This window comes from Candidatus Glomeribacter gigasporarum BEG34, assembly GCF_000227585.1.
Taxonomy (GTDB): domain Bacteria; phylum Pseudomonadota; class Gammaproteobacteria; order Burkholderiales; family Burkholderiaceae; genus Glomeribacter; species Glomeribacter gigasporarum_B.
The window spans coordinates 36,228-56,265 of sequence record NZ_CAFB01000041.1; the positions used below are offsets into that span (position 1 = coordinate 36,228).

Consider the following 20,038-nt stretch of genomic DNA (forward strand, 5'->3'; position numbering starts at 1 on the left):
TTCAAGTATCCGTTTTCTTTCTAAATGCTAAGCGGGCGAGCGTATTCAAGCCCAGAATGAAGAGCGTCATCAGTAGTACGCCGGCCCACGCAAGCTTTTGCCATTGCGCGTAGGGACTCATCGCAAACTGGAAGATCGTCACGGGCAGCGTTGCCATCGGCTGGCGCAGATCGGCGCTGAAAAAATGGTTGGATAACACTGTGAACAACAGCGGCGCGGTTTCTCCGGAAATGCGCGCAACTGATAGCAAGCATCCGGTCACAATGCCGCTGGCTGCGGCTTTAAGCGCAATTGCGCCGATCATTTTCCACTTCGGCGCGCCCAGTGCAAACGCGGCTTCGCGCAATGCGTCGGGCACCAGCCTGAGCATATTTTCGGTAGTGCGCACAATCATCGGGATTTGCAGAATCGCAAGCGCGATTGCGCCCGCCCAGCCGCTGAAATGTTGAAATGGCGCAACAAAGAGCGCGTACACAAACAGACCGATCACAATCGACGGCGCGCTGAGCAGAATATCGTTGATAAAGCGCACGCTTTCCGCCAGCCGGCTGCGGCGCCCATATTCAGCCAGATAAACGCTCGCCAGAATACCCAGCGGCGCGCTGATCGCTGTTGCCAGTCCGGTGAGCATCAGACTTCCGGCGATGGCATTGACCAGTCCGCCCCCGTCTGCATTTGGAGGCGGCGTGCTTGCGGTCAACAATGACGCAGACCATCCGCTGATCCCCTGTTGGATCGCGGTGATCAATATCCACGCGAGCCATAGCAGGCCGAATGCCATCGCTGCCCAAGACAGGGCGAGCGCAATGGTATTGCGCCAGCGCCGCGCGCGCACGCGCGCATTAGAGCATTTTTCAGCGGTTTGCACTGTGTCGCTTCGCGCTCGCCGTATTGCGCATACTGTCTTCGCGCTTGCTCCTTGTGCAAGCTCGCTGCAAAATGCTCTAGGGCCTGTGCTCATCGCGCATTGCGGCGCGCCATCCGCGCCGTCATCATTTTCGAGAAAGCCAGCACGGCCAGGGTAATTAAAAAGAGCATCAGCCCAAGCGTCATCAATGCCGAGGTATGGAGTCCAGAACCCGCTTCAGCGAATTCATTGGCCAGCATCGATGTGATGCTATTTCCGGGGGAGAAAAGCGAGAGATCGTTCAGTGCATTGCTATTGCCAATCACAAAGGTCACGGCCATGGTTTCGCCTAGCGCGCGTCCGAGTCCGAGAATAACGCCTCCCATTACGCCGGACTGGGTATAGGGCAGGACGACATAGCGCATCACTTCCCAGGTGGTGCAGCCGATCCCATACGCCGATTCCTTAAGCATGACTGGCGTGAGTGCAAATACTTCACACATCACGGATGCGATATAGGGGATGATCATGATCGCCAGAATGATGCCAGCGCACAGCAAACCGATGCCAATTGGCGGTCCCTGAAACAGGAGACCGATCAATGGGAGCGGCCCCAGAAATTGGCCAAGTGGCTGTTGAATATACTCGGCAAAGACGGGGGCAAATACCATCAAACCCCACATCCCGTAGACAATCGATGGAATGGCCGCCAGCAGTTCAATGGCAGCGCCCAGCGGACGGCGCAGCCATGCAGGCGAGAGTTCAGTCAAGAAAAATGCGATGCCAAAACTGATGGGCGCTGCAATCCATAAAGCAATGAGGGCGGTAATGAGGGTGCCGTAAATCGGCGCCAGTGCGCCGAAAGCATCAGAAGGCGGATCCCAGCGATGACTCCATAAAAATTCCGCGCCAAAAGCGTGGATCACCGGCCATGACTCCGCCAGCAACGAGACGATCAGCCCGCCGAATAAAAACAGAATGATCGATGCCGCCAGTCGCGCTGCAGCGGCAAGGACAAGGTCGCCGATAGGATGGGATGAGGAGCGCAATGCGCTGAATGCCGTGCGGCCAGGTTCTGGCATGCTCTAATTTTCAAGGCGTATTGGCCATCGTATACGCACCTGATCGATGGCTGTTGCGGGCAGCATTATATAACCGAGATCGCTTGCGAGCTGTGCGCCGTTTCTGAAAGACCAGTCAAAAAATTTCAAAGCCTGCGCGGCGTTCTGGGAGACCGGCTGCGTCGCATGCAGGAGCGCAAAAGTAAGGCCCACAATCGGCCAGGCGTTTTGTCGCGGAATCGGGGCCATAGGTTCAGAGGATTTTGTCCAGTCTATGCGCTCCAAGGCCGCTTTAAAGGTATGCACGTTGGGCGCCACGATCGCGCCCTCCGGATTGCGCAGCCTGACATAGGATATCTTGTTTTGCTTGGCATAGGACCACTCGATATAACCGATTGCGCCTTTCAGACGCCCAACGAAGGCGGCGACGCCGTCATTTCCTTTTCCCCCGATGCCCGCCGGCCAGCTGACGGTTGCGCCTTCGCCAACGGTCTTTTTCCATTGCGCGTTGGTCTGCGATAAATAATGGGTCCAGAGCGCGCTGGTGCCCGAGCCGTCCGCGCGCCGCACCACGGCAATCGTGAGATCGGGCAGCCGGGCGCGTGTGTGCAGCGCCGGATTGAGTTTGATGATTTCAGGGTCGTTCCATTTTGTGATTTTGCCCAGATAAATATCGCCTAATACCTGACCGCTCAGAACCATTTCGCCTGGCTGGATACCAGGAACATTCACCACCGGTACAACGCCGCCGGCGATGGTCGGAAACTGAAGCAGACCGGCCTTGGATAATGCATTCGCCGTCAAGGGCGTATCGCTCGCCGCAAAATCAACGGTTTTTGCGATGATTTGCTTGAGGCCAGCGGATGAGCCGATTCCCTGATAATTCACTTTGACGCCGCTGGCTTTCCGGTATGCGTGCGCCCATTGCGCATAGACCGGGGCGGCGAAAGTACTGCCCGCGCCAGTAATCTCAGCCGTGTGCACGGGCAGGGTATAGCAGGAAGCGGCAAAGCCGATGGCCAGCGTTTTGAACAGATTCATCGGGGAATTCCAAGCTCACTGTAAAATGCTCTAAATAGCGGCAGCGATTGACTGCGCTATCCGCGCTGCCGTCCGCATATCCGCGGCTTCTACCATAATCCGCAATACGGGTTCAGTGCCTGAGGCTCGAATCAAAACGCGGCCTTCTTCTCCAAGGGCGGCGCGCGCCTGGTCTACCGCCGAGTGCAGCGAAGCGCTATGACGCCAATCCAGGCCGGGCGGCAGAGGCGCATTCACCAGTTTTTGCGGAAGGAGTTGCACATCCTGAAGGATTTCGGCGAGCGTTCTGCCGCTGCGCTTTAAGGCCGCCAGAACCAGCAAGGCGGAAATAATACCGTCCCCCGTCGTATGATGGTCCAGCGATACAATATGCCCGGAACCTTCGCCGCCCAGCGGCCAGTTGCGTTCGCGCAGTTTTTCGAGCACATAACGGTCGCCGACCGCAGCGCGCTCAAACTCAAGACCCAGCGCCTTCAGCGCGATTTCCACGGCTAGATTGGTCATCCATGTGCCGACTACGCCCGCGATCTGACCGCGCGCTGAAATCCAGTTCGCCGCAAGGACATACAGCAATTCATCGCCGTTATAAAGCCGCGCGGCGCCGTCGGCCATCTGAACGCGGTCTGCGTCTCCGTCAAGCGCGATTCCAAAATCGGCGCGATGTTCGCGCACTGCCTGCGCCAGCATTTCCGGCGCGATCGCGCCGCAGCCCTCATTGATATTGAAACCGTCCGGCTGCACGCCGAGCGCAATCACTTCTGCGCCGAGTTCATGGAAGACGTGCGGCGCAATATGATAGGCCGCGCCATGCGCGCAATCGACCACCAATCTGAGGCCATGCAAATGACACTGGGCCGGAAAGGCGCTTTTGCAGAATTCGATGTAACGGCCAGCCGCGTCATCGAGCCGGCGCGCTTTCCCCAACTGTCTGGAGGGCGCGCAATCGAGCGCGCGTTGCAACTGCGTTTCAATGGCGCGTTCGACTTCATCCGGCAGCTTATTGCCATCCGCCGAGAAAAATTTGATTCCATTGTCATCGTATGGATTATGCGAAGCGCTGATGACCACGCCGGCTGAGAGACGCAGCGTGCGCGTCAGATAGGCGACGCCCGGGGTGGGTATTGGACCCGCCAGCGTTACATCAACGCCCGCGGCGGAGAATCCGGCCTCAAGCGCCGCTTCCAGCATATAACCGGAGATGCGCGTGTCTTTTCCAATCAATACGGTCGGATGGCCACCGCTTTGCGTGTGCTGTTCGCCATGCGCAAGCACCTTGCCCGCTGCATATCCCAGACGCAAAACGAAATCGGGCGTCACCGGCGCAACGCCGACCCTGCCGCGAATTCCGTCAGTGCCGAAATAGGTGCGGGTCATGGATGTTCTTTTTTCTGGACTTCATACCCTATTTTCAGCGCATCGACGGTTGGCCCGACATCGTGTACGCGAATAATGCGAGCGCCGCGCTGCGCGGCACATACGGCCGCCGCAATACTCGCCGCAAGCCGTTCCCTGGGCGCGCGGCCCGTCACCGCGCCCAAGGTTGATTTGCGGGAAAGGCCAGCGAGCAGCGGAATATCCGGTAACGCGAGCTCAGGCAGCCTTGCAAGAAGCGTCAGATTATGTTCGATGGTTTTTCCGAACCCAAAGCCGGGGTCAATCGCGATGCGCGCGCGCGCAATGCCTGAGGCTTCAAGCGTCTTGACCCGTTCACGCAGAAAACCCGCCACTTCAGTCACCACATCCTGATACGAGGGCGCGCGCTGCATCGTCTGCGGCGCGCCCAGCATATGCATCACGCATACCCCGCAGTGGCTGGCGCGCACCGCGTCAAGCGCGCCGGGCTGGCGAAATCCCTGGACATCGTTGATCAAATCCGCGCCCGCATCCAGCGCGGCGCGCATGACCTCCGGCTTATACGTATCGACTGAAAGGGGAATGCCGAGATTGCGCAGGACGCGCACCGCCGGTATCACGCGCCCAATTTCTTCAGGGGCGGATACCGGAATTGCGCCGGGGCGCGTGGATTCGCCGCCGATATCGATCAAATCGGCGCCTTCTTCGACCATGCGCTGCGCGCGCATGCACGCAGCCTCAAGCGTTGGATAACGCGCCCCGTCGAAAAAAGAATCCGGCGTGAGGTTGAGAATGCCCATCACCAACGGGCGCGTGAACGGGAGACGGAAGCGTCCGCATTGAAAATACACGGAGTTTTTAGAGCCTTTTTCAGTGAGATTGCACAAGGAACGAACGCGAAGACAGTATGAATAATACGGCGAGCGTGAAGTTGACGCAGTGCAAGCCGCTGAAAAAGGCTCTAGGCGGCTTGGGTAATGCCCCCGCTCTCAGGTTCCGCAGGCGATGCGCTGTCATTGCTCTGGCGACCGCTTGCGCCGCCGTCCGATGTATCGTCCTCTGGGGGCTTGACTTTAGGCGGGCGCGGCGGACGGCCTGACATGATGTCATTGACCTGATAGGCGTCCACGGTTTCCCATTCAAGCAATGTCTTGACCATCGCCTCCACTTTGTCACGGTTTTTTTCAAGCAGCGCGCGCGCCCGCGCATACTGCGCATCCAGGATAAGGCGGATTTCGGCATCGACTTTTTGCTGCGTCGTTTCGGAGACCGTCGAGGCCATCCTGCCCAAGAGGGTGTCCTGTTCCGTGTTGACGTACACCATTGTTCCGAGAGAATCCGACATTCCATAACGCGTGACCATATCGCGCGCCATTTTGGTCGCGCGTTCAAAATCATTGGAAGCGCCGGTTGACATTGAATTCAGGAATAATTCCTCGGCAACGCGGCCGCCAAAAAGAATCGCAATCTCTTCCAGCATCTTGTCCCGGTACAGATTGACGCGGTCGTATTCGGGCAATTGCCAGGTCAGGCCCAGCGCCGCGCCGCGCGGCATGATTGTGACTTTGTGCACGGGGTCCGCATGCGGCAACAGTTTGGCAACCACGGCGTGACCGGATTCGTGATACGCGGTATTGCGCCGCTCTTCTTCGCGCATCAACGCGGACTTGCGTTCCGGCCCCATATAGATTTTGTCCTTTGCGTCCTCGAATTCATGCATATCGACGACGCGCTTGTTCCTGCGGGCGGCAAATAGCGCCGCTTCATTGACCAGATTGGCCAAATCAGCGCCGGAAAATCCAGGCGTGCCGCGCGCGATGACGGACGCATCGACATCGTCTGCAATCGGCACTTTGCGCAGATGGACTTTGAGAATCTGTTCGCGGCCCCGGATATCCGGCAGGTTGACATGGACGCGCCGGTCGAAACGGCCTGGCCGCAGCAGCGCCTGATCCAGTACATCCGCGCGGTTGGTGGCGGCAATCACAATCACGCCGGAATTGGGTTCAAAACCGTCCATCTCGACCAGCATCTGATTGAGCGTCTGCTCGCGCTCATCGTTTGCGCCGCCTGCGCCCGCGCCGCGCTGACGGTGGCGGCCCACCGCATCAATTTCGTCGATAAAAATAATGCACGGCGCATGCTTTTTCGCCTGGCTAAACATATCGCGCACGCGCGCCGCGCCGACGCCTACAAACATTTCAACAAAATCCGAGCCTGAAATGCTGAAGAAGGGCACTTTCGCTTCCCCTGCGATGGCGCGCGCCAGCAATGTTTTTCCGGTGCCTGGCGGCCCGATCAACAACACGCCGCGCGGAATCTGACCGCCGAGCTTCTGGAATTTCTGAGGATCGCGCAAGAATTCAACCAGTTCAAAAACTTCTTCTTTTGCTTCATCGCAACCGGCCACCTCGCTAAAATTCACTGCATTATTATTTTCGTCAATCAAGCGCGCGCGCGATTTTCCAAATGAGAAAACGCCGCCCCTGCCGCCGCCCTGCATTTGCCGCATGATGTAGAGCAAAAAGATGGGCAACAACAGCACAGGCCCAAAGACATAGAACATTTGCAAAAGCGGACTTGGCTTTTCTTCAGGCTTGGCGCTGACCGCCACGCCGTATTTCATCAAGTCATCCACCATCCAGGGGGTTCGGGGCGCGGTCAACTGATATGGATTGCCCACAGCCGGCGTGACGGTCAGATGATTGCCCTGAATGACGACGCTTTTAATATTTCCGGCGCGCGCCTCATCCATGAATTGTGAATAGGTCACGCTTTCCTGGGCTTCAGGTTTTTCAAACTGTTTGAAGAGAAAAAAGAGCGCAAGCGCGAGCACAATCCACACGGCTGCTTTGGAAAAGGCTGAATGATTTTGCATCTGGACGCGCCTCGATAGGGTATCTAGAGCATTTTTCAGCGAGCTCATACGGCAAGCGCATCGTTGCGCAGTGCAAGCCGCTGAAAAATGCTCTAAGCGGATTTTAATGATTTTCCAAGAATAAATACTTCGGATGAGCCGCTGCGCGAGGCTTTAGGCTTGCGCACTGCGACGGACTGAAAGCGCCGACGGAATCGCTCGACCATTTGACTATAACCGCTGCCATGAAAGTATTTGGCCAATAGCGCCCCTTGCGCATGCAAGGCGCGCTGTGCAAACTCCAGCGTCAATTCGCCTAAATGTTCAATACGCGCAGCATCTGCAGCGGCGATGCCTGATAAATTGGGCGCCATATCGGAAAGTACAAGGTCCGCCCTGCGCGCGCCAAGCGCTTTCTCAAGTTGCGCCCCAACCGCCGCTTCCCGAAAATCGCCCTGGATGAACAGAACGCCCGCAATCTCTTCCATTGGCAGCAGATCAAGCGCAATCATGGCGCCATTGAGACCGCCGCCAGCGATCCCCCGCGCGAGCCTGTTGCGCACGTATTGACTCCAACTGCCGGGCGCAGCGCCCAAATCGATTACGCGCAATCCTGGGCGGATCAGTTTGTCCCGCTGATCAATTTCCTGAAGCTTATAGACGGCGCGGGACCGGTACCCTTCGCGCTGCGCGCGTTTGACGTAAGGATCGGAAAGATGGCCGCGTAGCCAGGCGTGCGTCACGGGAATGCTCCAGAACAGGCATTATAAAGCTTTTCCTCGCAGAATATGGCGAACGCATCGTTGCGCCGCGCAGGCCGCTGGAAAATGCTCTAAATTATGGTTTTGGCAAATACAGTAATGGATCCACCGGCTTGCCCTGTTTGCGCACTTCAAAATGCAGCATGACGCGATTGGCATCACTATCGCCCATTTCCGCAATTTTCTGGCCTTGCGCCACGGTCTCGTTTTCTCTTGCAAACAGCTTGCGGTTATGCGCGTATGCAGTTAGAAAAGTGGCATTGTGCTTCACGATGATGAGATGACCGTAGCCCCGCAGTCCGTTGCCTGCATAGACCACCCGACCGGCCGCGGACGCCTGGATGGGCGCGCCCGCCTCGCCGCCAATATTGATCCCCTTGTTTTTTGTTTGGTCAAAGGACTCCAGAACAGGGCCGCGCACCGGCCATGCAAGCGCGATGCCACCTGGAGCGGCAGGCGCCGACGGCTGAGTCTGCGGACGCTCGGCGGGCGCGTCCGCGCGCGCCGCCTCCGGGCCGGGCTGAGCCGGGCTGGATAGCGTCAGCGGCGTTCCTGGCGCCGCGGATACGCCATTTAGCGGCTGAGTCTGCGCCGCGGCGCGATCTGCATCTGCGATGCTGGTTTGCGCCGGCGCATTGGCTTCGTCTGCTGGAGGCACAACCCGCAGGAGTTGATTGACTTCAATTTGGTCGGGATTTGGCAAATGATTCCAGCGCGCCACATCAAGGTAATGCTGGCCATGATCCAAGGCAATCCGGTACAGGGTATCGCCAGGTTGCACCCGATAATAGCCAGGCGGGACGGTCTGTAAGACAGGCGGGTGAAGCAGGGCGCCTGACGGGCGGGAACGATCCACAACCGGCGCGTTGGAAAGCCGCGTCGAGCACGCGCCCAGCGCAACGGATAGCACAATACACAAGCTGCGCAACGTATTCATCCTTTCTTATATCACTCCAGATTCCAAAGGAACAAAGAAAACTCGGTCAAGGCGGGACTCGCGCCACTGTTTTGCCGCGGTGCGCTCAATCAACGTCAATACCTGCGTGTCTCCGCCAACGGGCGCTACCAAATGCCCGCCGATGTCGAGTTGATCCAGCAGCGCATCTGGAATTTTCATGCCCGCAGCCGCAATGACAATGGCATCGAAAGGCGCCGCCGCTGCCAGACCCAAGCGGCCATCACCGTAGTGTAGTCTCAGATTCAGAAGAGGTAACCGTTTTTCAGTATGCGCAACCTGGCGCAGATTGTTTTTCGCCTGTTCACACAATGCTTTAATGCGCTCGACTGAATACACTTCATCCGCCAATTGGCTTAACACCGCCGCCTGATAACCGCAGCCGGTGCCAATTTCAAGCGCTTTGCGCAGCCTGCGCCCTGAGGCAACCAGTTCAATCATCCGTGCCACGACAAAGGGCTTGGAAATCGTCTGGCGATCACCAATCGGCAGCGCGTCTTCCTGATACGCGCGCGCCGCAAATCCGGCATCGACAAATAAATGCCGCGGAATGGCCCGCATCGCGTCCAGTACGCGCGCATCACGCACCCCATTGGCATTCAGACGCTCGACCATGCGCGCGCGAACGCGCGCCGAAGCCAATGCGGCGTCCGGATGTGAGCCGGAATTTCCTTGCAATTCCAGCCTACATCAAAAGAGCAGGGCAGCGGCGTGCGCCCACTCGCTCACCGTGGCCAGCATTGGCTGATCTGTCAGGTCGAGCTGCAACGGCGTAATCGACACTTCACCGCGTTCAACCGCATGAAAATCCGTTCCGTCGCTCCGGTCCCGGACATCGCCTGACGCGCCAATCCAGTAAATGGGCTGGCCGCGCGGATTTGTCTGAGGAATCACGGGCTGCGAGGGATGACGCTTGCCCAGACGGGTGACCCGCCAGCGACCCATTTCATGGTAAGGCCGGTTGGGGATGTTAATGTTGAGCAGGAACGGCGCAGGCAGCGGCATTTTAAGATAATGCGCGATGATATCGGCTGCCGTGCGCGCAGCCGCATCCAGATGCGCCCAGCCTTTATCGGCCAGCGAGAACGCGAACGCCGGAACGCCAAACATAAAGCCTTCGGTTGCCGCAGCCACTGTGCCTGAATAGAGCGTATCTTCTCCCATATTCTGCCCGTCGTTGATTCCGGAAATCACCAGATCAGGCTGGGTATCGAGCACGCCTGTTAATGCAATATGCACGCAATCGGTGGGCGTACCGTTTAGATAGCGGAAACCGTTTTCCGCCGTCCAGATGGAAAGCGGACGCGATAAGGTCAGCGAGTTTGACGCGCCGCTGCAATTGCGTTCCGGCGCAAACACCAGAACCTCGCCCAAGGGTTGCAGGAGTTGATAGAGCGCAGCCAGGCCGGGGGCAAGATAGCCATCATCATTGCTTAATAGAATTCGCATCGGGCCCTATTTTTTCAATACCAGATCGCCCGGCAGCGATTCAATATACGCGGCGATATCGCGCAAATCCCGTTGTGAAAAATTCTGCATTTGCGCGGCCATAATCGGGTTTTTACGGCCAATGATTGAATTGCCGCCGTTTTGATAGGCACGCATCGTGATATATAGATAATCCGCGTGCTGGCCCGCGAGTTTTGGATAGTCCGCGCTGATCGGTGTGTTTAAATCCTTGCCGTGACAGGCGGCGCAGGTGCTGCGCTCAACCAGCGCGCGGCCGCGGGCGGGATGAGCGGCATGGACTGGATGGGCGGAAAGTGCGCTCAGCGCTGCAGCGGCGAATACAAATGAACCGGTACGCATCTAGATCATTTATTTATCGGGATTATTCCGGCTTGAGGGCGCTTGCGCAGCGTAATACGCGGCAATATCCGCGATATCCTGATCGCTGAGCGAGGTGGCAATAGCGCGCATCGTGGCATATTTACGGTTCCCCTTTTTGTAATCGTGCAATGCGATTTCAATATATTTTGCATTCTGCCCGCCGATCATGGGCACCCGGTACACTTCCGGAAAAGCCGCGCGGTAACCTTCAATGCCGTGACATCCGATACACATCGCAACCTTGCCCGCGCCTGCCTGCGCATTGCCCGCCGCATCCGCGACGCCCACGGCATGCGCGGTAACGGACAATTGTGATGCGGCTAGCCATATGAGACCCAGCGCGGCTGTGCGAAACTCCGGTCTCTTCATCATGCAAGGCGCTTGCTTCTGTCTGATTGAATAAAAATTCAGCGTATTTTAAATGGGAATCTCGCGCCATCGCTCCAGTTTTTGCTCAAATGAGCGGGCCGCATGCGCCGGACTGGACGATGGCAGAATCAAGGTTTGATACCCGGCGGCGCGCATCATCGGTGCGAGCCGCCCGGCTGTAGCGCCATTAAAACAGATTTTTCCAAGTCCAGGCGCGCATTGCCGTAACTGATCCAGTCCATTGAGCGTTGCATTGCGGATCGCCGTATCAAGACTGCCTTGCCGTTCACATGCGGCAACGATATCCCAGAGTCCAATCCGATGCGCAAGCATACGTTCGAGGCGCGCAGCGTAATCCAGTTGCGCCAGCGGCACATTCAACGCGGCGCCAAGCAGCCGCCAGAACTGATTGCGCGGATGCGCGTAATACTGCGCCGCAGCAAGCGATGCTTCGCTTGGGAAGCTGCCGAGAATCAGTACCCGTGAATCGGACGTGATGACGGGCGGAAAACCATGTAATCTCTGCATCTCTTTGAACTGCGCATCTATCTTTTGCAAATGGCGCATGCGCTCGGAGTGCGCGGATTTCGATCAAAACGCTCCGGGCTATTTCAGCTTCGTTTCCGTGTACAGCACATGCTTGCGTACATCAGGGCTTGGATCGAACTTCATCAGTTTTAATTTATCCGGCTTGATGCGCTTGTTTTTTGTCGTGGTATAGAAATGACCACTGCCGGCGCTGGATTCCAGCTTGATTTTTTCGCGTCTGCCTTTTGCCATGCATGACTCCTCAGATTTCGCCGCGCGCGCGCAGACTGGCCAGTACAGCATCGGCGCCTTTCTTGTCAATCAAACGGAGTGCAGCATTTGAAATACGCACTCGAATCGCACGGTTTTCACTCTCGATCCAAATGCGGCGGACATGTAAATTGGGCAAATAACGGCGCCTGGTTTTATTGTTTGCATGGGAAACATGATGGCCAACCATAGGCCGTTTTCCAGTCACTGGACATCTGCGCGCCATGACGCACTCCTGAATTTTTAAGATCTAAAAACTAAAACCGACAATTCTAGCAAAAGTAACTGCGAGAATACGGATCATATCGTCGAGGTGATCTTCATGCACCTCGAAGCCGAATGCTTTGCGATCCGGTTTATAGACCCCGCGCAGTCTCTTTGGCGCCAGTGCATCAAAAATCCTGTATCACTGTTTGAAAGGCTCGACCAGGTTTCTGCATGAATGATCAACACACAACATCCGCGGACTCTTTTATTTCTCATCTGGTCGAACTGCGCCGGCGTGTAATTCGCGCCTTGCTCGCGGTGGCGCTGGTATTTCTTGGCTTGGTCGGATGGGCGGCGGATATTTTCCGCTGGCTGGCGCGCCCGCTGCTGATGAATTTGCCGAAGGATGGCAAGATGATTGTGACCGATGTGACTGGCTCGTTCTTCGTTCCGGTCAAAGTCACGCTGCTGCTGGCGCTGGTGATTGCGCTGCCATTTGTGCTGTACCAACTGTGGGCCTTTGTCGCGCCGGGCTTGTACCGGCATGAGAGAAAGTGGATTGCGCCGCTGGTCGGGAGCAGCTATGCCCTGTTTCTGGCGGGCATGGCGTTTGCGTATTTTGTCGTGTTTCCGACGGTGTTTCGCATCATGGCGCATTACAACGCGCCGCTGAATGTGCAGATGACAACGGACATCAGCCATTATCTGAGCTTTGTATTGACTTTATTCGTTGCGTTTGGAATGGCGTTTGAAGTGCCGGTCGCGGTGGTGCTGCTGGTTCACACCGGCGCATTGACCGTTGAAAAGTTGAAGAAAAGCCGGCCATATGCGGTTGTCGGCGCTTTTATCGTCGCGGCCATCGTGACGCCGCCAGACGTGATCTCGCAACTGATGCTCGCGGTGCCGCTGGTCGCGCTGTATGAAGCGGGCTTGTGGGCGGCGCGAGTCATCACGCGCCGTTTATAACAGACAAAATCATTCGTTCAGTTCGGCATCGTCACGATTGATCGGCGCCTGCGGCGCTGGACGCTTGGCGATTTTGACGGGCAGCTTCAGCGTTTTGTTTTTACGCACAATATGCAGCATGGCGCGTGCGCCTGGCTTGAGTTGCGCAATCACATTCATCAGTTGCGTTGTATCGTGAATCTCCTCATTGTTCACGCGGATCAGAATATCGCCCGGCTGCACGCCGGCGCGCTGCGCCGGACTGTTGCGCAATACGCCCGCCACAATCGCTCCGGAAGTGCGTTTCAGATCAAAGGATTCGGCAATTTCAGGCGTCAGCTCCTGCGGCTGGATGCCGATCCAACCGCGGGTGACTGTGCCGGTGGCGATAATGCTCTCAAATACGGCGCGCACAGTCGAGACGGGAATCGCAAAACCGATGCCCAACGAGCCGCCATTGCTGAGCGATGAATAGATCGCCGTATTGATGCCCAGTAAATGACCCTCGATGTCTACCAGCGCGCCGCCCGAATTGCCGGGGTGAATCGAGGCATCCGTCTGGATAAAATTTTCAAATTTGCTGATCCCCAGATGATTGCGTCCGAGCGCGCTGATAATACCCATCGTGACGGTTTGCCCGACCGCATACGGATTGCCAATTGCCAGCACCACATCGCCGACGCGCGCCTGTTCGATATGGCCCAGGGCGATGCTGGGCAAATTGTTCAGTTGAACTTTCAGAACGGCGAGGTCGGTTTCGGGATCGGCGCCGATCACCTTGGCGGAAGCGGTGCGCCCATCGGCGAGTGCAACCTCGATTTCATCGGCGCTATTAATCACATGTTCGTTGGTCAGAATATAGCCTTGCGAACTGACAATGACGCCGGAACCCAGCGTAGAGGCGGGCTGTTCGCGCGGCAACTGGTCGCCGAAGAAAAAGCGGAATAGAGGATCGTCCGTATCCAGGCCGTGCGGACGCGCAACAGACGCGCTTGAAAATATATTGACCACCGCAGGCATGGCCTTGTGCGCGGCCTCCGCATAGGAAAGGCCCGGCGGCGCGCGGGGGGTATCGGTTCCGGGCGGCGCTTCATGCAGCGCAATGCCCGGCGCAAACAGGCGCAGATTCGATAATCCGTGCTTCTGTAACCATTGCGGCTTGAGCGCCGCGATGATGAACAGAAGCGCGAGGAGCACAGTCACCGATTGCGCGAACAGCAGCCAGAAACGTTTGAGCATAGAGGACAGGCGCTTGAGGAAAAGTAAAGAAAAAGGAAAGGGAAAAGGATGAGGCACACAAAGCTTGAATTGTACGTAAACCCTCTCCTTGAGGTAGACCGTTTCCGGGATTATTGCCCGAATGGTTTGCAGGTGGAAGGACAGCGGGACATCAGAAAGCTCGCGACCGGCGTAACGGCGTCAAGGGCGCTGCTTGAAGCCGCGCTTGCCTGGGGCGCGGATGCAGCGCTGGTACATCACGGTTTCTTCTGGAAAAATGAGCCTTTGCCGATCCGCGGCTGGAAATATCAGCGTCTTCGCTTATTGCTGGCGAATGGCATGCACCTGTTTGCCTACCATCTGCCGCTCGATGCGCATCCAGAGCTCGGCAATAACGCGCAGCTTGGGCAACGGTTGGGCGTGTGCGCGGAAGGCCGTTTTGGCGATCAGGAACTGGGATGGATTGGAACCTTGCCTGAGCCAGTCACGCTCGCGGCCTTCTCGGCGCAGGTGAACGACGCGCTTGGCCGCGCGCCGCTCGCGCTTGGCGATGCAAAGCGCTCGATTCGCCGCGTGGCGTGGTGCACGGGCGCGGCGCAGAGTTTTTTCAGCGACGCCATTCAGGCGGGAGCTGATCTGTACTTAAGCGGCGAAGTCAGCGAGTCCACCACGCATCTGGCGCGCGAGTCGGGCGTTGCCTATCTGGCGGCCGGGCATCATGCCACCGAACGCTACGGCGTGCAGGCGCTCGGCCAGCATCTGGCCGATCGATTTGGTTTTGAGCATCGCTTTATTGATATCGACAATCCAGTGTAGGGCCGATATAGCCAAGCGCATTTAGAGCATTTTTCACTGATTTTCCCTATCTCGCTTCTTTGCTTTCCGTTATTTGGGCTCGCTGCGGGGTCGCCTCCATCGCTTCGCGATGGAGCCTGCTCCGCCTGCATCAAGCCCTATACTGTCTTCGCGGCTGCGTCCTTGTTTCAAATTAAATGCGCTTGGCTATATGATGTGCTGACGGGCGCTCGTCACAGATCGTAAACAGATTTTGAACGGAGGGGCAATGCAGGGCAAACAGAAAAATGGCATTGACCGCAGCCGCCGGAGGTGGCTGATTGCCACTTCAGTCGCAGGCGGGATGGGCGGCGTTGCGGCGGCGATGCCCTTCGTCGGCTCTTTAGCGCCGTCCGAACGCGCGCGCGCCGCGGGCGCGCCGGTCGAAGCCGATATTGGCGCGCTCAAAGCCGGCGAGATGATGACAGTGGCGTGGCGCGGCAAACCGGTCTGGGTGATTCGGCGGACTGATCAAATGCTGGCCGAGGTGCGCAGGGCGGATGCGCAGGTCGCCGATCCACAGTCTCAGCATCCGTTTTCCATCCCGCTGCCCGAATATTGCCGTAACCCCTATCGCGCGCGGACTGAACATCCCTATCTGCTTGTGTTGATCGGCATCTGTACGCATCTGGGCTGCTCGCCGGTCGCGCGCTTTCAGCCCGGCCCCCAACCCAATCTGCCCAATGACTGGCCGGGCGGCTGGCTGTGCCCATGTCATGGTTCCACATTTGATTTGGCGGGCCGCGTCTTTAAAAACAAACCGGCGCCGCAAAATCTCGACGTGCCCCGCTATATGTTTCTGTCGCCCACGCGGATTGTGATTGGCAAGGATGAACAGGGAGAAGCGTAAATGGCGAATGGAAAACCACTGAATGCACCCGCGCACACAACGGGATTTGCAGCCTGGATTGACCGCCGCTTTCCAATCGCCTCTTTCTGGAAAACGCATATCACCGGCTATTACGCCCCCAAAAATTTCAACTTCTGGTATTTCTTCGGCTCGCTCGCATTGCTGGTGCTGGCGATTCAAATCGTGACCGGCATTTTTCTGGCGATGAATTACAAGCCGGACGCGGCGCAGGCTTTTTCCTCGGTCGAGCGCATCATGCGCGATGTGCCGTGGGGCTGGTTGCTCCGTTATCTCCATTCAACCGGCGCGTCGATGTTTTTCGTCGTGGTCTATCTCCATATTTTCCGTGGGTTTTTATACGGCTCCTATCGCGCGCCGCGCGAACTGGTCTGGATATTCGGCTGCATGATTTTTCTGTGCCTGATGGCCGAGGCGTTTTTTGGCTATCTGCTGCCGTGGGGACAAATGTCGTACTGGGGCGCGCAGGTGATCACGAATCTCTTTTCGGCGATTCCAGGGATTGGCCCCGACCTGGCGCTCTGGATCCGCGGCGATTATGTAGTCAGCGATGCAACGCTCAATCGTTTCTTCGCCTTGCACGTGATCGCCATCCCGCTGCTATTGCTTGCGCTGGTTGGTATCCATTTGATCGCGTTGCGCACGGTCGGATCGAATAATCCGGACGGGATCGAGATCAAAGCGCAGACAGACGAAAACGGCATTCCATTGGATGGGATTCCATTCCATCCTTATTACACGGTGCACGATTTATGGGGCGTTGCCGTGTTTCTGCTGGTGTTTTGCGCGATTGTATTTTTTGCGCCGGAAATGGGCGGCTATTTTCTGGAAGCAAATAATTTCATTCCGGCCGACCCGATGAAAACCCCGACCGAAATCGCGCCTGTCTGGTATTTCACTGCCTTTTATTCGATGCTGCGCGCGACCACGGACACGTTCAAAATCGTGCTGATGGCTGCACTGGGCGCAATCAGCGCATTCGGCATGCTGCGCGCGCGGCGCTTGAAACACAAACTCGCGATTGCGCTTGGCGCGGCGCTTGCTTTGGCGGCAATGGCGGTCACGCAAGCCAAATTCTGGGGCGTGGTCGTGATGGGCGGCGCGGTGCTGATTCTGTTTTTTCTGCCGTGGCTCGACCGCAGTCCGGTCAAATCCATCCGTTACCGTCCTTCCTTTCATAAAGCGTTGATCATGCTCTTCGCATTGAACTTTATGATGCTGGCCGCGCTCGGTACGCACGCGCCGTCGCCGCTTTTAAACGCGCTGGCGCAAACCGGCACCGTCCTGTATTTCGCATTCTTTCTGGCGATGCCGTTCTGGAGCCGGCGCGGGCGGTTTAAACCGGTTCCCATGCGGCTGACGTCTTCGCATTAGACCCCACCGATGAAAATCCGTCTGCCGCTTCTGCTGTTACTCATCGCGCTGCTTGCGCCGTTTGCCCGTTGGGCGCATGCGGAAGAACCCGCGATTCCGCTGGACCGCGCGCCGGACCGCAGCAATGATCTCGTCGCATTGCAGCGCGGCGCGCGGCTCTTTATCAACTATTGCCTGAACTGTCATAGCGCGCGCGAAATGCGCTATAGCCGGTTGCAGGCGCTCGGTATTCCCAAACAGGCGATTGAAGACCAGTTGCTGTTTACCGCGGACAGGATTGGCGACACGATGACCGTGGCGCTGCGCGCGGAAGACGCCAATGAATGGTTTGGCACCGCCGCGCCCGATTTGTCCGTCATTGCGCGCGCGCGCGGGGCGGACTGGCTCTATACCTATTTGCGCAGCTTCTACCGCGACGACACCAGACCCACCGGCTGGAATAACCGCCTGTTTGAGAATGTCGCAATGCCGCATGTGTTATGGGAACTTCAGGGGCAGCGCGTGCTCGATCATCCGGAAGGCGCGCAGGCAGCGCAGGGGCAAATGCCCGCCCGCTACCGGCAACTCACGCCGGGCGCGCTCACGCCGCTTGAATATGATTCGGCGATGGCCGATCTGGTGTCTTATCTCGTCTGGATGGCGGAGCCGACCCAGCAACAGCGCAAGCGGATTGGCGTATGGGTCGTGCTGTTTCTGGGCATATTCAGCGTATTGGCATGGCGTTTAAATGCGGCGTACTGGCACAGAATCAAAGCCGATTAGCGCTTTTTCAGCGAATCGTGAACAGTCTCTCAGACAAAGTCATCGACGCTCACTTCAAAATCACGCTCAGTTTCTCCGTACGGAGAATTGAAATCATCTATTTCTTTCTGGGAAAAGGCTGCCTGAATATCTGCATACTCAAATCGTACGAAGTCCTCTTTGGCAAATTCATAGGTTCTCGGCGGCATTTTTTCATAGATTTGATTGACGTTAGGGAGAGTAAATTCCTCCTTATATTTTGGATCATTCAGCATAATCTTCCTGCATGCTTCATTTCTGACGGCGATGGCAATTCGATCCTCTTTTGAAAGAAGAGACAAAAGATGCGGGTTTTCAAATATCATTCGATCGAAATGAAAGTCTTTTAAATAAAGCTTGTCATTGACGATTTTAATGAGTGTCTCCCTGTTCCATTGATCTCTTAAATCTGGATGGTCCAGAATCGCTTTAAAATCTCTTTGTTCGGCAAGCTTAAATGACGCCGCTTTTAATCGGCGGTCTTCAGACAGGTTTTTGATATGAAGAAATTATTATTTTTTTTCTTTATCAGCGCTATGTAATAAATTCAGTCTGAATATGATAAAAAGTAAAAAGTGACAGCGCGGAATGCGCCTGATCAGGAAGGAAGCGCCGCGCGCTACAAAGCCGGCGTCATGCTCACCGGCAAAAATGCCTCCGCCAGGCGAACCCAATAGGTTGCGCCGAGCGTCAGGATGTCGTCGTTGAAATCGTAGCTGGGGTTGTGCAGCATGCACGGCCCCGCGCCGTGCCCGTCGCCGCGATGATCGCCGTCGCCATTGCCGATAAAGGCATAGCAGCCCGGCTTTTCGCGCAGCAGATAAGAGAAGTCCTCTGCGCCCATCGTGGGTTCTATCGCGCGGTTTACATTCTGTGCGCCGACGATTCCCGTCATCACGTCCGCGGCCAGTTCCGCTTCCGCCGCGTTATTGATGACCGCGGGCGATTCGCGTCTAAAACTGAATTCAGCAATTTCGCAATCGTAGGCGGATGCGGTGGCCTGCGCGATGCTGCGCATCCGCGTCTCAATCAAATCCAGCGCCTCAGGCGCAAAGGCGCGCACTGTACCGCCGAGCCGCGCGGTTTCTGGAATGACATTCAACGCATCGCCGGCGTGAAATTGGGTGATGGATAACACCGCCGTATCGAGCGGTTTTTTATTGCGCGTGATCATGCTTTGCAGCCCGTTGGCAATTTGAACCGCAGCAAAGACAGGGTCGCGTCCCATATGCGGCATCGCCGCGTGCGCGCCCACCCCTTTGACGAGAATCTCAAACTCGCAGCTCGCCGCCATCACTGGCCCGCTGGCCACGCCAAAAGTGCCTGCCGGAAGCCCTGGCCGATTGTGCAGGCCGAAGACCGCGTTCACCGGGAATCGCCTGAATAAACCGTCCTCGACCATCGCGCGCGCACCGGCCCCGTCCTCTTCAGCCGGCTGGAAAATCAGATGGACGGCGCCGTCAAAATCACGCCGCCGCGCAAGATAGCGGGCCGCGCCGAGCAGCATCGCGGTATGGCCGTCATGCCCGCACGCATGCATTTTTCCGGCGTTCTGTGAACGATGCGCGAAGGCGTTCTGTTCCTGTATGGGCAGCGCGTCCATATCTGCGCGCAGTCCAATCGCGCGCGCCGATGCGCCCGCGCGCAGCGTGCCGACGACGCCGGTTTTGCCCAGTCCGCGATGCACCTCAATCCCCCATTCGGTCAGCGTATGCGCGACCAGCTCGGCGGTGCGGTGTTCTTCATAGCGCAGTTCGGGATGCGCATGGATCGCGCGCCGTATCGACTGGATTTCTGCGCGCGCTTGTTCGATTTCGGATAGGATGTTCATGGGGTTAAGCTCACTCGGAATCAGGCTGAAAACGAATAAAATTCTAGCTTTTTTCGGCGTGAACCGTGCGCTTGCGTTCAATCAAACTGGCGGGTTTTAAATCCTTTGT

At 57.1% G+C, this 20,038-nt stretch carries 22 protein-coding genes and 1 pseudogene; 5 read left to right on the forward strand and 18 right to left on the reverse strand.

The features are described from left to right. Position 1 precedes the first annotated feature (1 nt). The 15 genes and pseudogenes from pstA to rpmB form a co-directional block, all read right to left on the reverse strand. Complete coding sequence (gene pstA, locus CAGGBEG34_RS04635; RefSeq protein ID WP_006682668.1) at positions 2–868, reverse strand: phosphate ABC transporter permease PstA; 867 nt, start codon at positions 866–868, stop codon at positions 2–4. 89 nt (positions 869–957) lie between these two features. After that, positions 958–1,929 (reverse strand): phosphate ABC transporter permease PstC, encoded by a 972-nt coding sequence (pstC, locus tag CAGGBEG34_RS04640; protein WP_006682669.1) that lies wholly within the window; start codon positions 1,927–1,929, stop codon positions 958–960. A 3-nt stretch (positions 1,930–1,932) separates the two neighbouring features. Then, a complete protein-coding gene (gene pstS / locus CAGGBEG34_RS04645; protein ID WP_006682670.1) occupies positions 1,933–2,949 on the reverse strand; it encodes a phosphate ABC transporter substrate-binding protein PstS in 1,017 nt (338 codons plus the stop codon). A 30-nt stretch (positions 2,950–2,979) separates the two neighbouring features. Beyond that, positions 2,980–4,323 (reverse strand): phosphoglucosamine mutase, encoded by a 1,344-nt coding sequence (gene glmM, locus CAGGBEG34_RS04650; protein ID WP_006682671.1) that lies wholly within the window; start codon positions 4,321–4,323, stop codon positions 2,980–2,982. Then, positions 4,320–5,102 carry a dihydropteroate synthase gene (folP, locus tag CAGGBEG34_RS04655; protein WP_081463745.1) on the reverse strand — a complete coding sequence of 261 codons (783 nt, stop codon included), beginning with the start codon at positions 5,100–5,102 and terminating at the stop codon, positions 4,320–4,322. Before folP ends, glmM begins: the two co-directional genes overlap by 4 nt. Before the next feature lie 161 nt (positions 5,103–5,263). Continuing rightward, complete coding sequence (ftsH, locus tag CAGGBEG34_RS04660) at positions 5,264–7,180, reverse strand: ATP-dependent zinc metalloprotease FtsH (protein WP_006682673.1); 1,917 nt, start codon at positions 7,178–7,180, stop codon at positions 5,264–5,266. A gap of 92 nt (positions 7,181–7,272) precedes the next feature. After that, entirely contained in the window at positions 7,273–7,902 is a 630-nt protein-coding gene (locus CAGGBEG34_RS04665; protein ID WP_238984975.1) for an RlmE family RNA methyltransferase, read from the reverse strand. Between the two features lie 94 nt (positions 7,903–7,996). Next, complete coding sequence (locus CAGGBEG34_RS04670) at positions 7,997–8,857, reverse strand: peptidoglycan DD-metalloendopeptidase family protein (protein ID WP_006682675.1); 861 nt, start codon at positions 8,855–8,857, stop codon at positions 7,997–7,999. A gap of 6 nt (positions 8,858–8,863) precedes the next feature. Beyond that, positions 8,864–9,520, reverse strand: a pseudogene (locus CAGGBEG34_RS04675) (protein-L-isoaspartate(D-aspartate) O-methyltransferase); the annotation flags it as partial. A 45-nt stretch (positions 9,521–9,565) separates the two neighbouring features. Next, positions 9,566–10,324 carry a 5'/3'-nucleotidase SurE gene (gene surE, locus CAGGBEG34_RS04680; protein ID WP_006682677.1) on the reverse strand — a complete coding sequence of 253 codons (759 nt, stop codon included), beginning with the start codon at positions 10,322–10,324 and terminating at the stop codon, positions 9,566–9,568. A gap of 6 nt (positions 10,325–10,330) precedes the next feature. After that, positions 10,331–10,684 (reverse strand): c-type cytochrome, encoded by a 354-nt coding sequence (locus CAGGBEG34_RS04685; protein ID WP_006682678.1) that lies wholly within the window; start codon positions 10,682–10,684, stop codon positions 10,331–10,333. Positions 10,685–10,693: 9 nt separating this feature from the next. Beyond that, the gene (locus CAGGBEG34_RS04690; RefSeq protein ID WP_081463746.1) at positions 10,694–11,074 is read right to left on the reverse strand and encodes a c-type cytochrome; all 381 of its coding nucleotides are present in this window, start codon (positions 11,072–11,074) and stop codon (positions 10,694–10,696) included. 48 nt (positions 11,075–11,122) lie between these two features. Next, the gene (locus CAGGBEG34_RS04695) at positions 11,123–11,641 is read right to left on the reverse strand and encodes a DNA-deoxyinosine glycosylase (protein ID WP_006682680.1); all 519 of its coding nucleotides are present in this window, start codon (positions 11,639–11,641) and stop codon (positions 11,123–11,125) included. Positions 11,642–11,680: 39 nt separating this feature from the next. Continuing rightward, positions 11,681–11,854, reverse strand: coding sequence for a 50S ribosomal protein L33 (rpmG, locus tag CAGGBEG34_RS04700; RefSeq protein WP_006682681.1), 174 nt, complete (start codon positions 11,852–11,854; stop codon positions 11,681–11,683). Positions 11,855–11,864: 10 nt separating this feature from the next. Next, complete coding sequence (gene rpmB, locus CAGGBEG34_RS04705) at positions 11,865–12,098, reverse strand: 50S ribosomal protein L28 (protein WP_006682682.1); 234 nt, start codon at positions 12,096–12,098, stop codon at positions 11,865–11,867. 212 nt (positions 12,099–12,310) lie between these two features. On the opposite strand from rpmB, the gene tatC reads away from it, so the two are divergent. Then, on the forward strand, positions 12,311–13,045 hold the full coding sequence (gene tatC, locus CAGGBEG34_RS04710; protein WP_006682683.1) for a twin-arginine translocase subunit TatC: 735 nt from the start codon (positions 12,311–12,313) through the stop codon (positions 13,043–13,045). A gap of 9 nt (positions 13,046–13,054) precedes the next feature. Here tatC and CAGGBEG34_RS04715 read toward each other — a convergent pair whose 3' ends face one another. Beyond that, complete coding sequence (locus CAGGBEG34_RS04715) at positions 13,055–14,263, reverse strand: trypsin-like peptidase domain-containing protein (protein WP_006682684.1); 1,209 nt, start codon at positions 14,261–14,263, stop codon at positions 13,055–13,057. A gap of 48 nt (positions 14,264–14,311) precedes the next feature. Here CAGGBEG34_RS04715 and CAGGBEG34_RS04720 point away from each other — a divergent pair, with 48 nt between their 5' ends. The 4 genes from CAGGBEG34_RS04720 to CAGGBEG34_RS04735 all read left to right on the forward strand — a co-directional run bounded on the left by CAGGBEG34_RS04720 (position 14,312) and on the right by CAGGBEG34_RS04735 (position 18,080). Beyond that, a complete protein-coding gene (locus CAGGBEG34_RS04720) occupies positions 14,312–15,058 on the forward strand; it encodes a Nif3-like dinuclear metal center hexameric protein (RefSeq protein ID WP_006682685.1) in 747 nt (248 codons plus the stop codon). A 247-nt stretch (positions 15,059–15,305) separates the two neighbouring features. Continuing rightward, complete coding sequence (gene petA / locus CAGGBEG34_RS04725; RefSeq protein WP_006682686.1) at positions 15,306–15,926, forward strand: ubiquinol-cytochrome c reductase iron-sulfur subunit; 621 nt, start codon at positions 15,306–15,308, stop codon at positions 15,924–15,926. After that, positions 15,927–17,318 carry a cytochrome b gene (locus tag CAGGBEG34_RS04730; RefSeq protein WP_006682687.1) on the forward strand — a complete coding sequence of 464 codons (1,392 nt, stop codon included), beginning with the start codon at positions 15,927–15,929 and terminating at the stop codon, positions 17,316–17,318. A 9-nt stretch (positions 17,319–17,327) separates the two neighbouring features. Further along, positions 17,328–18,080 (forward strand): cytochrome c1, encoded by a 753-nt coding sequence (locus CAGGBEG34_RS04735; protein ID WP_006682688.1) that lies wholly within the window; start codon positions 17,328–17,330, stop codon positions 18,078–18,080. Between the two features lie 29 nt (positions 18,081–18,109). On the opposite strand, the gene CAGGBEG34_RS04740 is transcribed toward CAGGBEG34_RS04735, so the two are convergent. Then, a complete protein-coding gene (locus tag CAGGBEG34_RS04740) occupies positions 18,110–18,424 on the reverse strand; it encodes a hypothetical protein (protein ID WP_042688130.1) in 315 nt (104 codons plus the stop codon). Positions 18,425–18,717: 293 nt separating this feature from the next. Continuing rightward, positions 18,718–19,929, reverse strand: coding sequence for a M20 aminoacylase family protein (locus CAGGBEG34_RS04745; protein WP_006682690.1), 1,212 nt, complete (start codon positions 19,927–19,929; stop codon positions 18,718–18,720). Positions 19,930–20,038 lie beyond the last annotated feature (109 nt).

Excerpts from the sequence above, each read along its gene's own strand:
- rpmB (WP_006682682.1), bottom strand. The coding sequence starts at position 12,098 with ATGGCGCGCAGATGTCCAGTGACTGGAAAACGGCCTATGGTTGGCCAT.
- surE (WP_006682677.1), bottom strand. The coding sequence starts at position 10,324 with ATGCGAATTCTATTAAGCAATGATGATGGCTATCTTGCCCCCGGCCTG.
- CAGGBEG34_RS04740 (WP_042688130.1), bottom strand. The coding sequence starts at position 18,424 with ATGATATTTGAAAACCCGCATCTTTTGTCTCTTCTTTCAAAAGAGGAT.
- CAGGBEG34_RS04685 (WP_006682678.1), bottom strand. The coding sequence starts at position 10,684 with ATGCGTACCGGTTCATTTGTATTCGCCGCTGCAGCGCTGAGCGCACTT.
- pstS (WP_006682670.1), bottom strand. The coding sequence starts at position 2,949 with ATGAATCTGTTCAAAACGCTGGCCATCGGCTTTGCCGCTTCCTGCTAT.
- petA (WP_006682686.1), top strand. The coding sequence starts at position 15,306 with ATGCAGGGCAAACAGAAAAATGGCATTGACCGCAGCCGCCGGAGGTGG.
- rpmG (WP_006682681.1), bottom strand. The coding sequence starts at position 11,854 with ATGGCAAAAGGCAGACGCGAAAAAATCAAGCTGGAATCCAGCGCCGGC.
- pstC (WP_006682669.1), bottom strand. The coding sequence starts at position 1,929 with ATGCCAGAACCTGGCCGCACGGCATTCAGCGCATTGCGCTCCTCATCC.
- ftsH (WP_006682673.1), bottom strand. The coding sequence starts at position 7,180 with ATGCAAAATCATTCAGCCTTTTCCAAAGCAGCCGTGTGGATTGTGCTC.
- CAGGBEG34_RS04695 (WP_006682680.1), bottom strand. The coding sequence starts at position 11,641 with ATGCGCCATTTGCAAAAGATAGATGCGCAGTTCAAAGAGATGCAGAGA.
- CAGGBEG34_RS04670 (WP_006682675.1), bottom strand. The coding sequence starts at position 8,857 with ATGAATACGTTGCGCAGCTTGTGTATTGTGCTATCCGTTGCGCTGGGC.
- glmM (WP_006682671.1), bottom strand. The coding sequence starts at position 4,323 with ATGACCCGCACCTATTTCGGCACTGACGGAATTCGCGGCAGGGTCGGC.
- folP (WP_081463745.1), bottom strand. The coding sequence starts at position 5,102 with ATGGGCATTCTCAACCTCACGCCGGATTCTTTTTTCGACGGGGCGCGT.
- CAGGBEG34_RS04735 (WP_006682688.1), top strand. The coding sequence starts at position 17,328 with ATGAAAATCCGTCTGCCGCTTCTGCTGTTACTCATCGCGCTGCTTGCG.
- CAGGBEG34_RS04690 (WP_081463746.1), bottom strand. The coding sequence starts at position 11,074 with ATGAAGAGACCGGAGTTTCGCACAGCCGCGCTGGGTCTCATATGGCTA.
- CAGGBEG34_RS04730 (WP_006682687.1), top strand. The coding sequence starts at position 15,927 with ATGGCGAATGGAAAACCACTGAATGCACCCGCGCACACAACGGGATTT.
- CAGGBEG34_RS04720 (WP_006682685.1), top strand. The coding sequence starts at position 14,312 with ATGAGGCACACAAAGCTTGAATTGTACGTAAACCCTCTCCTTGAGGTA.
- CAGGBEG34_RS04715 (WP_006682684.1), bottom strand. The coding sequence starts at position 14,263 with ATGCTCAAACGTTTCTGGCTGCTGTTCGCGCAATCGGTGACTGTGCTC.
- CAGGBEG34_RS04745 (WP_006682690.1), bottom strand. The coding sequence starts at position 19,929 with ATGAACATCCTATCCGAAATCGAACAAGCGCGCGCAGAAATCCAGTCG.
- tatC (WP_006682683.1), top strand. The coding sequence starts at position 12,311 with ATGAATGATCAACACACAACATCCGCGGACTCTTTTATTTCTCATCTG.